Origin of the sequence: Methylosarcina fibrata AML-C10 (assembly GCF_000372865.1) — a bacterium.
Taxonomy (GTDB): Bacteria; Pseudomonadota; Gammaproteobacteria; order Methylococcales; family Methylomonadaceae; genus Methylosarcina; species Methylosarcina fibrata.
In genome coordinates this window covers 3561586-3574801 of record NZ_KB889965.1, presented here as the reverse complement: position 1 = coordinate 3574801, position 13216 = coordinate 3561586, and the positions used below count along the sequence as shown (strand labels likewise).

Here is a 13216-nt window from a genome sequence, read left to right as displayed (position 1 = left end):
ATCAACTGTGACTTGATGGCTAATTTGGGTGGTTTTTCGAGGTACCCCCGTGTATATAGGTCAGTGCAAGAAAGGCGGCTGGAAGCGTTTCGGTTTCAAAAGCCAGGGCCAGTGCATCAGGTTTGTCTTAAGAAATAGACATGAGCATCTTTCCATGGAATGAATCAATTGATTTTTAATATCCCAATCCTATCCGAAAATTGAAAGTAAGGATGTGGCAAAAAATAACTTCCCGAAATGCCGCCTGATCGTTCTCATGCTCTGCGTACCCTCAAGGGCATAAATGGGAATGCAGTTCGAACCGCTCTGCGGTTCAGGACGAAGCGACGTTTTTTAAGATAGTTGTCGTATTTTTCATACCGATTCCTTTCTAATGGCTTCGTTTGCCACGGCTGTATTTTCTCGCTGATGGGTGACCGGTTTCGGGTTCCACCGCTCCGGCCTTAGTGGCCCGGTTCAATCAAGAGGGATTGGCCGCGGGTTACCGGAAGCAATGGACGCCCTTATCAATCGGGAAATCCGATAGCCGATGACTTCGTCTGACGCGCAGCATACTGCTGATTCAATGGTTACGCTGACTATTGCCAATCGAGCCGACGAATCGGCTTCCACCATGGTATCTTTGATTCAACGTGCCGTTATTGACTATGCAGCTAGCGCCGAGCAGTCGGACGATCTGACTTTGCTGGCGCCACGCGTCCTTAGCCTTAATTAAAGTACGGGCTCGTTCCGGCGGCGGCATTCAATTCAATTCGGCATGGGTGCCGCCGCCGAACACAACGAATACTCGAACCGGGCATTGATGGGAATGGCTGTTATGTCTTGCCAGTTAATCACAGGCTACTATATAGTTTCATCAAGTACGGAAATTACGGCCATGGATTATTTTCAGCCATGCCACTTTATTTCTTAGAAGTACCTGAAACGACAAACGGAAAAGATCCAAAGGAACCACAACGCGAATGAACGGCGAAACCCATAGCCAGGTAGCCAACTTTATCTGGAGCATCTGCAATCTCTTACGAGGTCCCTACAAACGCAACGAATACAGAAAAGCCATCCTGCCGTTAACGGTACTGCGCCGCTTCGACTGCTTGTTAGAGCCCACCAAACAAGCCGCATTCGAGGAGTATCAAAACCTGACAAGCAAACCGGAAAGGGTGATACAAGCCAGATTGCAAGCCATTACCGGCTATCGCTTCTACAATCTGTCGCGGATGCAATTCGCCAAGACTTCCCGGCATTCGCTGCTTAACGATCCCAATAATCTTGCCCCTAACCTGAACAACTACGTCAACGGTTTTTCGCCGAACGTGCGCGCGATCATGGAGAAGTTTAAATTCAGCGATCAGATCGCACACATGGCGGAAAAAAACATCCTCTTTGAAGTGATCAAAGCCTTTGCCGCCGTCGATTTATCGCCGCAACGCGTCGACAACGTGCAGATGGGCTATGTCTTCGAAGAGCTGATCCGGATCGGCGCCGAGCAATCCAACGAAGAAGCCGGAGAGCATTTTACCCCGCGTGAAGTGATTAAATTGATGGTCAACCTGTTGTTGGTGCCGGAGCAAGACTTGGCGCAAAGCCACGTCGTCAAAACCATCTACGACCCCGCTTGCGGCACGGGCGGCATGCTATCGGTAGCCGAGGAATACATTCGTAAACTCAATGCCGAAGCGAAGCCCAAATTGTTCGGACAAGACTGGAACGACGAAGCCTGGGCGGTGTGCAAATCGGACATGTTGATTAAAGACGAGGATGCCGACAACATCATTCTCGGCGACACCTTTACCCGTGACGGCTTCGACCGGGACAGCGAGGGCAACAAATGGACCTTTGACTATATGCTGGCCAACCCGCCCTTCGGCGTGGAATGGAAACAGCAGCAAAAAACCATTCAGCAGGAAGCCGATACTTTGGGCTATGCCGGTCGTTTCGGCGCCGGCACCCCGCGCATTAACGACGGTGCATTGCTCTTTCTGCAACACATGATCGCCAAAATGCGAACCGTGGAAAATGGCGGCAGCCGGATCGGAATTGTTTTTAACGGCTCGCCGTTATTTACCGGCGATGCCGGCAGCGGCGAAAGTGAAATCCGGCGTTGGATCATCGAAAACGACTGGCTGGAAGCCATCGTCGCCTTGCCGGAACAACTGTTTTACAACACCGGCATATCCACTTATATCTGGATCATCAGCAATCGCAAGGAGCCGCAGCGCAAAGGCAAAATCCAATTGATCGACGCCCGCAATTTCTGGGTGCCGATGGAAAAATCGTTGGGCAACAAGCGCCGCCGTATCGGCGATCCCGGCGACAAAGCCAAAGACCCGGACCATATCGGCGAAATCACCCGCATCTATGCCAATTTTACCGAGGGCGAAACTCGCCGCTTTAACATCGATGGCAAAGACAAAGAGCTCGTGGTTAGTAAAGTGTTCGATAACGCAGACTTTGGCTATCACAAGATCACCGTCGAACGCCCGCTCAGGCTCAATTTCCAAGCCAGCGCAGAACGCATGGCACGGATTGAAGAGCAAACTGCATTCGTCAACCTGGCCGGCAGCAACAAAAAGAACGAAACCGCCCGCCAGCAGGAAATCGAAGGGGGCCGCGCCCGCCAACAGCAAATTCGCGACTTGCTGGCGGCTTTTGCCGCACAACATGGCGATGAAAATGCGTTGGGTAGGGGCGAAAAATCTTTCGCCCCTACATACCTGGATCGTACAGCGTTCCTAAACGCCCTGCGCCAAACCGAACAGGCAACAGGCATCCGCTTATCGGCCTCCGAACTCAAAGCCGTTTTGGCTGCACTGAGCGAGCGAGACGAATCGGCGCAAATCTGCACCGACAGGCAAGGCAATCCCGAGCCCGACTCCGACTTGCGCGACACCGAAACGGTGCCGCTCAAGGAGAGCATCGAAGCTTATTTCCAGCGCGAAGTCTTGCCCCACGTCCCCGATGCCTGGATCGATCACGGCAAAACCAAAATCGGCTACGAAATCCCGCTGAATCGGCATTTCTACCGCTATGAGCCACCGCGCGAACTGGAAGTCATCGAGGCCGAAATCAAGTCGCTGGAAGGCGAGATTATTGAATTGCTGAGAGAGGTCACGGCGTGAGCGAGGCTAATCTGCTTGGCCAAGCCATCGGCGAGCATCTGCAAAACCTCTTTGGCGAAGGCGAATTGAACGAAATTGCAATTGCCGGGAATTTCCGGACAACTGCCGCCGACGCAAAAGTCCGTAGGGTGGATAAGCCCGGCGCATCCGCCTCGATGGCTATTCGGAATTTCTTAATCGTCCAGCGCAGAGTGAAAACCGGGGAATCCTTAGCCGTTCGCGTAGGCTGGGTTGAGCAACGCGAAACCCAGCATGAAAGTTTGACGATGCCGGGTTTCATTGCATTCAACCCAGCCTACGATCTCCGTCGCGGTGGAGGTTGGCTGTGAAGTATCCGGCCTATCCGCACTATAAGGACAGCAGCGTGGCATGGTTGGGTCAGGTGCCGGGGCATTGGGAAGTGAAGAGGCTGAAAATGGCCACCCATCTTTGTGACAAAAAAGTCGAAGCGGATGAAGAAAATCCTCTGCCTTATATTGGCATGGAAAATATCGAGTCTTGGAGCGGCAAACTGCTGTTTATTGATCCCGATCTTGTGCCTTCAGGTGTCGCAAATTATTTCTCCAAAGGAACAACCCTGTTCGGCAAATTGCGGCCTTATCTAGCTAAGGCGTGTGCTCCAGACTTTAGCGGACTTTGCTCAACGGAACTTTTAGTCATCCAGGCCGAGGATTTTGATCGTAGAGCGCTGCTGTATTGGCTGCTTGCAGACGGATTTATCAAATTGGTGGATTCGTCTACCTACGGTTCTAAAATGCCAAGAGCCAATTGGGATTTTATCGGCAATTGTCAGTTAGCCGTTCCACCCATGGCTGAACAAACCGCCATCGCCGACTTTCTGGACCGGGAAACCGGGCGGATCGATATGCTGGTGGCGAAAAAGCGCAAGCTGGTCGAATTGCTCAAGGAAAAACGCAGCGCGCTGATCTCCCGCACCGTCACTCGCGGCCTGCCTGACGATGCCACGCGGGAATTCGGCCTGACCACCGGCAACACCTCGGTCCATGAAGCGCCCCGCGCGTATGGTAGGGGCGAAAGATTTTTCGCCCCTACGGATGGCACCGACATTACCGAAGGATTCAAGGATTTCGGGATTGAGTGGTTGAGGGCAATACCGAAAGGCTGGGAAATTTTGCCGTTTACAAAATATGTATCCGATAAATCAGACTATCGCGGAAAAACACCGGAGAAAACTGATTCAGGGGTGTTTTTGGTAACAGCCAGAAATGTTCGAATGGGTTATATCGATTATGTAACTTCGCAGGAATACGTCGCGGAAGATGACTACGCGGAAATCATGCGAAGGGGCTTGCCTATGATTGGTGATGTGCTTTTCACCACTGAAGCGCCATTGGGAAATGTTGCTTTGGTAGATAAGGAAGACGTAGCATTTGCGCAAAGAATGATCCGATTCCGAATGGATAAAAAGCACTTTTCTTCTGCCTTTACGCTGTATGCAATGATGTCTGACCATTTTCAGAATCAGCTTAAAAGCTTGTCTACCGGTTCAACTGCCGAAGGTCTAAAAGCAAGCAAATTAACAATCCTGAAAATTATTTGTCCCCCAATTGTCGAACAAACCGCCATCGCCGCCTATCTCGACCGCGAAACTACCAAAATCGACCGCTTGATCGAAAAAGTCGAAACCGCAATCGCCCGCTTGCAGGAATACCGCAGCGCGCTGATCACCGCCGCCGTGACCGGCAAAATCGACGTGCGGGGGGCGGCATGAAGCAAAGGGCCATCGTCGAATGTCTGCAAGCCCGGCTGGATAACCTGCTGGCCGTATACGCCTTCGGCAGCCGCGTTCAGGGCACGGCAGGGCCTGAAAGCGATCTGGATTTGGCGGTGCTGGTGGCGGGTTACGCCGATCCACTAGCGCTTTGGGCTTTGGCGGGCGATCTGGCCGACATGGCGGGTTGTCCCGTGGATTTGGTTGATCTGCGCGCGGCCTCGACAGTGATGCAATATCAAATCATTACTCAGGGCCAGCGCTGGTGGGCAAGCGATGCCCAAGCCGCTCTGTACGAGGCGGCCATTCTCAGCGAAAAAACCGCACTGGACACTGCCCGCGCCGGGCTGTTGAACGATATTCAAAACCGGGGGAGTGTGTATGGCCGATGACGTTCTGATTAATAAGGCGGCAACCATCGAACGCTGTGTAGCGCGGGCCAAGGAGGAGTATGCGGCCAATCCCGATGGCTTTGCCGCCGATTACACCCGCCAGGACGCCGCAATCTTGAATATCCAGCGTGCTTGCGAGGCGGCGCTGGACATGGGGCAGCATTTGATCCGCCGCGAAAGACTCGGCGTGCCGCAAAGCGCCCGCGACGTATTCGAACTACTGGCGCGCGGCGGCTGGATCGAAGCCGAATTGGCCGCGTCGCTGAAGCGCATGGTGGGTTTTCGCAATATCGCCGTGCACGATTATCAACAATTGCAACTGCCGATCACCGTCAGCATCATCACCCGGCATCTGGACGAATTTCTGGATTACAGCCGCGCATTGCTATTGCGCGACGCCAACCCGAGACAAGGCTGACCATGAATTCGGCAATGAGGTTCAGGCGCTGGTGACCGCCGATATTGAAGGCGATGTGGACAACGCCCGGATGCGGCAGATTTGCTTGTTGCATGCTGCGGATGTGACGCGCCTGCTGCAAAGTCTGGTGGCTCAGGGTGCGTTGGAACAAGTGGGGCAAGGGCGTTGGAGCCGTTATCGGATAGCGAGGCCCGGTCACTCCCTACATAAAGGCATTGACTCCCTACATAACGCCGATTTGCTGGCCGCGGCTGCCCCAGCCAGAAGCCAGCAGCGGCTAATGCCTAAAGAAATGGAACGGATTATTCTGAGGCTTTGCATGAATCGCTGGCTCACCCGAAATGAAATCGCCAATTTGCTTGATCGCAATTCGGAAAGCATCCGCCAACGCTTTCTCAACCCCATGGTAGAACATGGCTTGCTATCCTTGCGTTATCCGGATAAACCTAACCGCGTTGACCAAGCCTATAGCACCGCTGAGCAACCCCGGTGTGACGGCGTGCAATTAACAATCAACATGGATGATTAGATGAAGCAAACCACCGAAAAAGCCTTCGAGAGTTATGTCGAGCAAATGCTGCTGGCCAAGGGCTGGCAAGCCGGTTCGGCGAAAGATTGGGATAAAGAAAAAGCTTTATTTCCGATACAAATTACCGATTTTATCGCCGCCACCCAAACGCCGCTTTGGGACAGCATGCGCGAGCAGCACGGTGCCAATCTGGAAACCCTGCTGATCAAAGAGCTGGTCAAGGAACTGGCGATCAAAGGCTCGCTGTACGTGTTGCGCCACGGTTTCAAGTTTTACGGCAAGACGTTTCGAGTGGCCTATTTCAAACCGGCGCACGGCTTGAATGCCGAAGTGCTGGCGCATTATCGACAAAATCGGCTGACGGTGACGCGGCAGGTGCCGTGTCATCCGGGCGATCACAGTACCCTGGACATGCTGTTTGCCGTAAACGGTTTGCCGGTGGCGACCTGCGAGCTGAAAAATCCCTGGACCGGGCAAAATTGGCGGCATGCGGTGAATCAATACCGCAACGACCGCAATCCGCGCGCGCCGTTGTTTGAGTTTAAGCAGCGGGCACTGGTGCATTTTGCCGCCGACCCGGACGAAGTCCACATGACTACCCGGCTGGCGGGCAAAAAGACTTTTTTCCTGCCGTTCAATCGCGGTAGCCATCCGGGTGAAGTCGTCTGCGGGGCAGGCAATCCGCAGCACCCGTCCGGTTACCGCAGCGGTTATTTCTGGGAAGATGTGCTGGAGTGCGAGCAGTTTCTGGACATTCTCGGCAATTTTATTTTCATTGAGCGCAAGGAAGAGAAAGCCGAAGACGGCAAGGGCGGCAGTCGCTTGATGCAGAAAGAAGCGGTGATTTTTCCGCGTTATCATCAACTCGATGCCACTCGTCGACTGGTGTCTGCCGCACAAGTGGAAGGCCCCGGCCAGAATTATCTGATTCAGCACTCGGCAGGCAGCGGCAAAACCAATTCGATTTCCTGGCTGTCACATCGTTTGGCGAGTTTGCATAATTCTGACGATCACAAGGTGTTCGATTGCGTGATTGTGATTACCGACCGGCAGGTGTTGGACAGGCAATTGCAGGATGCGATTTATCAAATCGAACATGCGCAAGGCGTGGTCAAGGCCATCGATCAGGACTCCAGGCAGTTGGCGGCGGCTTTGATCGACGGCACCAAAATCGTGATTACCACCTTGCAGAAGTTTCCGTTTGTGTTGCGCGGCTTATTGCATGCCGCTGGCGCCGACAATATCGACGGGGCCGATGAAACCAGCAAAGCGCAAGCCAAAGCCTGGGAAATTGAGATCGGCAAGCGGCGTTATGCGGTGGTTGTCGATGAAGCCCATTCGTCGCAAACCGGAGAGACGGCCAGAGAATTAAAGTCGATTTTGGGCGCGAATGCCGCCAACGGCGAAGAAGATGAAACCGATTGGGAAGATCGTTTGAATCAGGTAATGGCCTCGCGCGGCCGGCAGCCGAACGTCAGTTTTTTTGCCTATACCGCCACGCCCAAGGGCAAGACTTTGGAGCTGTTCGGCCGCGTCGGCGGCACCGGTAAGCCGGAACCTTTTCATCTGTACAGCATGAGGCAGGCCATCGAGGAAGGCTTTATTCTGGACGTGTTGCAAAATTACACGACTTATAAAACCTATTTCAAATTGGTCAAAGCGATGGAGGACGACCCGAACCTGCCGAAGAAAAAGGCGGCACGGGCCTTGGCTAAATTCCTGGTGCTGCATCCGACCAATATTTCCCAAAAAATCGAGATTATTGTCGAACATTTCCGCAGCCACGTTAAGCATCATTCGGGCGGTCAAGCCAAGGCCATGGTGGTGACCGGCTCGCGCTTGCAGGCCGTCAAATACATGCAGGCTTTCCAGGCTTACATCGAGCAACACGGTTATCAGGATGTGCAGCCTTTGGTCGCGTTTAGCGGCACGGTGCGCGATCCCGATACTGGCTTGGAATACACGGAGCCGGGCATGAATTGCGATGTGGTGACCGGCAAATCGATCAGCGAAAAACAATTGCCGGAACGCTTCAATTCACCCGATTATCAAGTGTTATTGGTCGCCAACAAGTATCAAACCGGTTTCGATCAGCCGAAGTTGATGGCGATGTACGTCGACAAGCGTCTGGATGGCGTTCAGGCCGTGCAAACCCTGTCGCGCCTGAATCGGATGCTGCCGGGTAAGGAAACGCCGTTCGTGCTGGATTTTGTCAATGAAGCCGAAGATATTTATCAAGCGTTCAAACCCTATTACGACGCCACCAGTTTGCAGGAAACCTCCGATCCAGCCTTGCTTGAACAAATCAAGCACGATCTGGACGGCATGCAGGTTTACCATTGGAGCGAGGTGGAAGCGTTTGCCCGTATTTTCTACCGCGCACCGAACAAACAGAATCCGGCCGATCACGCCCGCCTGCAACGCCGTTTACAGCCGGCAGTGGATCGGTTCAAAGCGACGAGCGATGAAGAGCAGCGGTCTGCGTTTCGGGACAAGTTAAGCGGCTACGTCAAGGTTTATGCCTTTTTGAGTCAGATCATGCCTTATGCCGATCCCGATCTGGAAATGCTGTATAGTTTTGGCCGCTTTTTATTGCCGCATTTACCGCTGAACAGGGATAACACCAACGTCAAGCTGGGAGACGAAGTCGATTTGCAATATTACCGACTGCAACGGGTATTTTCCGGCGCGATCGATCTGGCGGATGAACAAGGCGAGTACACGGTCAAAAGCCCGACCGATGTCGGCACCGGCAAAGCCAAGGACGAAAAAGCCCCGCTATCGGAAATCATCGAGATATTGAACAATCGGTTTGGGACGAATTTTACCGAAGAAGACCGCTTGTTCTTCGAGCAAATCAAGGAAAAAGCCGCCAACACCCCAGAGGTAATTCAACTACGGCAAGCCAATCCGTTTGACAAGTTTCAACTTGGGCTAAGACGGTTGTTGGAAGACCTGATGATTCAACGGATGAGCGAGAACGACAAAATTGTCACACGCTATATGGAAGATAAGGCATTTGAGGATGCGGCGTTTGCCGTGTTATCAAAGGTTATTTATGACATGATTCCATCCAATCCAGGAAATTGAAGCCGCTAAAAATGTTTTTTTCATACTTTTTCTATTACCGTATCGATGTTTACCGAGGATTTTTTACTGGGCCTGCTTAGAGCCAAACATATTGTCGTATTCACAGGCGCTGGCATGTCAGCGGAAAGTGGAATACCTACCTTTAGGGATGCACAAACCGGACTCTGGGAACATTACGATCCGCATGTGTTAGCAAGCCCTTCCGGTTTTCTGGCGAACAAGGCTTTGGTATGGGGGTGGTATGAGTGGCGACGAATGCAAGTCTTAAAGGCAGAGCCCAACGCTGGACATTTGGCGATTGCCGATTTAATGAGTTATTCAGAAAGATTGACGGTAATCACGCAAAATGTGGATGACTTGCATGAACGCGCAGGCAATCGAGGTGTTACGCATTTGCACGGCAGTTTGCATAAACCTCGTTGTTTTGATTGTGGCAGTCCTTATACATTTCCAGTCGGTATTCCAGATGAACCCGCCGGTAGCAGACGCTTGGAACCCCCTAATTGCAGTCTATGCAATGGCCCCATTCGTCCGGGTGTAGTTTGGTTTGGGGAGCCGTTATCCTCTACGGATTGGAACACGGCTGAAAAAGCCGCAATGGAATGCGACGTTTTTTTCTCTATCGGGACTTCATCGTTAGTTTGGCCTGCCTCTCAGTTGCCGGAGAGAGCAGTCCTTCACGGTGCCAAACTAATCCAAATCAATCCGACACCCACACCGCTGGACAGCAAAGCTCATTACCATTTTAAGGGAAATGTTGGCGAGATTATGCCTGCTTTAGTGACGTCCCTAGCAGAAATTTTTTAATGTTTTGAATGAGTCGACAGCTATTTTTTGTCCCAGGGGGTGCTGGCGAGAAAATTACAGATTAATAAAGGTAATAAACAGCAGTGAGCAGCAACAAGGAGTTCACCCAATGGGGCGAGTTCTTCGGTCATGATACGCTATCAGCGGGGCACTGCGTAACATCAGTTGTTAAGACAGGCGATCAGCAGTAAGTTTGTAAGAGAAAGCGCAATACTCGACTAAAGGATGAATTGCAATTAGGTATCAGGGAAGAGCCGCTTAAAGTCCGCTTCCATATTGGCAGGACGGTCTCCAAATTGTCGCCAGTACTCGCAAAGCGACTTAATGGTCTTCATATCCGTGTGGCGGCAGTCCAGCATGATTTTTAGCAGTTCTAAGTTGACATCACTTTGGCGTCAAAGGCCTTGGCTAGGCCGGTCATATCCTGGTCGTCGGTGACAACTGGAATATCCAGTTCGATGGCATGCGCCACGTAGAGGGCATCTACGCGCGACGGGCCCGGCAAATCGGTTTGCACATAATCCCAAACATACTCAAATGCCTGATTGATAGCTTTCTTTTGTTTCCGACCAATGCTTAGAAAGTGTCGTCGATTTTTTACGTATTCGTCTTCTGTTATCCAATAGAAGGTGTTTTGCAGTTTGTGGCTTTTTAGTTCTTCGTTAAGTTCCGGAAGGATATACAGGCAATACTCATTTTCGCCGAATGGCATAAACAATAAAGGGCGAATCGTTTTAGCCAGCCTAAGATAAGCATTGGTATCGACGAGTATTTTCGACTGGGCCATTAGGTCAACTCTGCGTGGATACTCCGTGCATCGAGTAACGGCATATCCAACACAGTTTGAACAAACCCTGCTCCTTTATTGTGCTGTTTCAAATAGCGCCGTAATATGTCGAAAAACGGCGTATCAAAAGCATGCTCCACTTTGGCGATGTAATCTCTGGCGCTCGGTTTTCCATTTCTGTCCAGATCCACGTCATTCAAAAGCATTTCGCTGACATTGGGGTATTTTTTATTGAGGTTTGTCACAGCGCCGTTGAATCCTTGACTCAAATCGATTTCAGGCTTATTAGCATAGGCGGCATATTTTTTGACTTGCCCTATGATGGTGTAAGGCGAGATGATCTGAGTATTGGCGATATCGATGACGTGGGCAATTTTTGATGCAGGTGAACGGTGTCGCTTAAGGCTCGCATAGGCTTGTTCGGCAAGCTCATGCGGGAATAGCAAACTGCCGGCAATGGCGTCGGCAAAGTCTTCGGCTTCATCCCCTTCTAAATTGGGCGATAGGCAGTGTCCCAATTCGTGTGCCATCCAAAATTTAAAATCATGGATATTGGTGTCGAGATTGAGGTAAACCCATGTACTTTGGGAGTCTGGCAAATAAATATGAATGGCATTTTCATGCCGTTGCTTGCAGCCCCACATCACGGGCACTACAACAGCCTGCAGATCGCGAAAGCGACGAATTAAGTGAAGAAAATCAATAGTGTCTGTTTCGCTTAAGTTAATATCTTCCCGTACTTTTGCAGCAGCTTTGTGCAAATAGTCATAGTTACAATTAGGCGACTTCAGCACTGGAGGCATTTCCAAGGTATCGAACGGTAAATACGGCGCTAATTGACGTAAAAACCGGCCGATTTCTTGAGCTTTTTCGATATGGTGGTCTTTGGTTTTAGTGCCTTTCATTTTACGAAAGGCGACTTTGGGGGCATTTGGCTCTTCCTTTATGACAAGTTCGTTGAGAGCCAGATTTAGTAATTTGCCAAGTTGAAGCAATTTGTTAGGACGTGGAAAAGACTTATGATTAAGCCACTGAGAAACGGCTTCTTTAGATACACCCAATTCATCGGCAATTGCGGTTTGAGTTAGCCCCGCTACCTCAATGGCTTGCTGTGCATTGGATAAATTCAGTCTCTTTTGCATGCGCGAAGTATAAGCCTTTGTCAAGTTATGTCAAGTTTTACTGTGATTATTCTGTTTGGTTGCTTAATGTAAACGTCAATTAGCGACACCAGGACTATTCCGGCTGACGAGCTCAGGCTTTCAGCGCATCCAGATAATCGGCCCAGGCCTGCATCATTTTCCGCCTTCCATCCAAATGCTGTACACGGTCCTTATCGTGCCGGTCGTCACCGCGGCTGGAAGGAAATACGTAGCGACCGGATTCGGTCAGCGGCCTGATGGCTTGCAGTATTTCAATGACCTGCCTGGACAAGGGAACGATGTTTAGTACTTCGGTCTTGGTGACGAAATAGCGCCATTCTCTGGCGGCCAGGTCGACATCCTTCCATTCCATTTGCCGGATCTCTCCGGGACGTTGAAAAACCAAGGGCGAAAACCGGAAGGCGCATTGAACAACGAAGGTTCCTTGGTAGCTGAAGATGTCCCGGAGCAGCCCGGCTACATCTTTCGGCTCGGTCAGGGCCGCCCGATGCTTTACTTTGAGGCGGCAATTGGGTGCCGACAGGTTGCGCCGGATCGTAGTCGGCGAAACCGTGAGCAATGGCATAGGCGAAAACGGCGCTGATTTCGCTGTGTGCGCGGTGCGCCGTTTCGAGTTCGTTCCGGGCTATAAGCGGCTTGAGTAGACCGTAGATTTCCGGAGATTTGATTTCTTTCATGTCTTTGTCTCCGATCGCCGGAAAGACGTGCCTTTCGAAACGCCTGATTTTCTTTTGGCGAGTCATGTCCCGGACGGTATGGGCGGTGGATGTCATCCAGGTGCGAGTGATTTCTTCGAAAGAGCCTTTAATCGGGATGCCCTTTGCTTTCCGTTGCTCCCGGTCTAAGGCTTCGGCTTTTTCGATCCGGGCTTGTTTGCGGGTCTCGCTGGGGTCGATGCCGCCGGCAATCATCGCTTGCAATGCCCGGTATTTTTCCCGGGCTTTGGCCAGGCTGACCGTGGGGTAAACGCCGATCGAAAGCATGTTCCTTTTGCCGTCGATTGCGTATTCCATCCGCCACCATTTCGAGCCGTCCGGATTCACCAGCAAGTAAACCCTTTGGCATCCTTTATCCGGTAAGGTTTCTCTTTCGGCTTGGCGTTTTTAATCGCTACATCCGACGGAATCAGGTTATCTTTTCTTTTATATTCAGAAACTTGAATCACCTTAAAGCAATAAA

General features: G+C 51.4%; 11 protein-coding genes and 1 pseudogene. 8 read left to right on the top strand and 4 right to left on the bottom strand.

The annotated features are described in order from the left end of the window. Nucleotides 1–962 precede the first annotated feature (962 nt). From A3OW_RS0116650 to A3OW_RS27295, 8 genes are read left to right on the top strand one after another with little or no spacing between them, the layout of a single operon-like run. Nucleotides 963–3119 (top strand): type I restriction-modification system subunit M, encoded by a 2157-nt coding sequence (locus A3OW_RS0116650; protein WP_020564583.1) that lies wholly within the window; start codon nucleotides 963–965, stop codon nucleotides 3117–3119. Then, nucleotides 3116–3448: a hypothetical protein gene (locus A3OW_RS0116645; protein ID WP_020564582.1), complete on the top strand. Its 333-nt coding sequence runs from the start codon at nucleotides 3116–3118 to the stop codon at nucleotides 3446–3448. Before A3OW_RS0116650 ends, A3OW_RS0116645 begins: the two co-directional genes overlap by 4 nt. Further along, a complete protein-coding gene (locus A3OW_RS26590) occupies nucleotides 3445–4851 on the top strand; it encodes a restriction endonuclease subunit S (RefSeq protein WP_020564581.1) in 1407 nt (468 codons plus the stop codon). Before A3OW_RS0116645 ends, A3OW_RS26590 begins: the two co-directional genes overlap by 4 nt. Next, nucleotides 4848–5243, top strand: coding sequence for a type VII toxin-antitoxin system MntA family adenylyltransferase antitoxin (gene mntA, locus A3OW_RS0116635; RefSeq protein WP_020564580.1), 396 nt, complete (start codon nucleotides 4848–4850; stop codon nucleotides 5241–5243). The genes A3OW_RS26590 and mntA overlap by 4 nt, the downstream gene beginning before the upstream one ends. After that, nucleotides 5233–5661, top strand: a complete 429-nt coding sequence (gene hepT / locus A3OW_RS0116630) for a type VII toxin-antitoxin system HepT family RNase toxin (protein ID WP_020564579.1) — start codon at nucleotides 5233–5235, stop codon at nucleotides 5659–5661. Before mntA ends, hepT begins: the two co-directional genes overlap by 11 nt. A gap of 31 nt (nucleotides 5662–5692) precedes the next feature. Then, on the top strand, nucleotides 5693–6190 hold the full coding sequence (locus A3OW_RS26585) for a hypothetical protein (protein ID WP_020564578.1): 498 nt from the start codon (nucleotides 5693–5695) through the stop codon (nucleotides 6188–6190). Then, entirely contained in the window at nucleotides 6191–9280 is a 3090-nt protein-coding gene (locus A3OW_RS0116620) for a type I restriction endonuclease subunit R (protein ID WP_020564577.1), read from the top strand. 45 nt (nucleotides 9281–9325) lie between these two features. Continuing rightward, nucleotides 9326–10087 carry an SIR2 family NAD-dependent protein deacylase gene (locus A3OW_RS27295; protein WP_026223672.1) on the top strand — a complete coding sequence of 254 codons (762 nt, stop codon included), beginning with the start codon at nucleotides 9326–9328 and terminating at the stop codon, nucleotides 10085–10087. Nucleotides 10088–10460: 373 nt separating this feature from the next. Here A3OW_RS27295 and A3OW_RS26065 read toward each other — a convergent pair whose 3' ends face one another. From A3OW_RS26065 to A3OW_RS28695, 4 genes and pseudogenes are all read right to left on the bottom strand, one after another. Further along, on the bottom strand, nucleotides 10461–10874 hold the full coding sequence (locus tag A3OW_RS26065) for a PIN domain-containing protein (protein WP_020564575.1): 414 nt from the start codon (nucleotides 10872–10874) through the stop codon (nucleotides 10461–10463). Then, nucleotides 10874–12016 carry an XRE family transcriptional regulator gene (locus tag A3OW_RS0116605; protein ID WP_020564574.1) on the bottom strand — a complete coding sequence of 381 codons (1143 nt, stop codon included), beginning with the start codon at nucleotides 12014–12016 and terminating at the stop codon, nucleotides 10874–10876. Before A3OW_RS0116605 ends, A3OW_RS26065 begins: the two co-directional genes overlap by 1 nt. Before the next feature lie 112 nt (nucleotides 12017–12128). Further along, a complete protein-coding gene (locus A3OW_RS28700) occupies nucleotides 12129–12602 on the bottom strand; it encodes a tyrosine-type recombinase/integrase (RefSeq protein WP_232422463.1) in 474 nt (157 codons plus the stop codon). A 16-nt stretch (nucleotides 12603–12618) separates the two neighbouring features. Continuing rightward, nucleotides 12619–13080, bottom strand: a pseudogene (locus A3OW_RS28695) (tyrosine-type recombinase/integrase); the annotation flags it as partial. Nucleotides 13081–13216: the final 136 nt, after the last annotated feature.

Excerpts from the sequence above, each read along its gene's own strand:
- A3OW_RS28700 (WP_232422463.1), bottom strand. The coding sequence starts at position 12,602 with ATGCCATTGCTCACGGTTTCGCCGACTACGATCCGGCGCAACCTGTCG.
- A3OW_RS0116620 (WP_020564577.1), top strand. The coding sequence starts at position 6,191 with ATGAAGCAAACCACCGAAAAAGCCTTCGAGAGTTATGTCGAGCAAATG.
- mntA (WP_020564580.1), top strand. The coding sequence starts at position 4,848 with ATGAAGCAAAGGGCCATCGTCGAATGTCTGCAAGCCCGGCTGGATAAC.
- A3OW_RS0116650 (WP_020564583.1), top strand. The coding sequence starts at position 963 with ATGAACGGCGAAACCCATAGCCAGGTAGCCAACTTTATCTGGAGCATC.
- hepT (WP_020564579.1), top strand. The coding sequence starts at position 5,233 with ATGGCCGATGACGTTCTGATTAATAAGGCGGCAACCATCGAACGCTGT.
- A3OW_RS0116605 (WP_020564574.1), bottom strand. The coding sequence starts at position 12,016 with ATGCAAAAGAGACTGAATTTATCCAATGCACAGCAAGCCATTGAGGTA.
- A3OW_RS27295 (WP_026223672.1), top strand. The coding sequence starts at position 9,326 with ATGTTTACCGAGGATTTTTTACTGGGCCTGCTTAGAGCCAAACATATT.
- A3OW_RS26065 (WP_020564575.1), bottom strand. The coding sequence starts at position 10,874 with ATGGCCCAGTCGAAAATACTCGTCGATACCAATGCTTATCTTAGGCTG.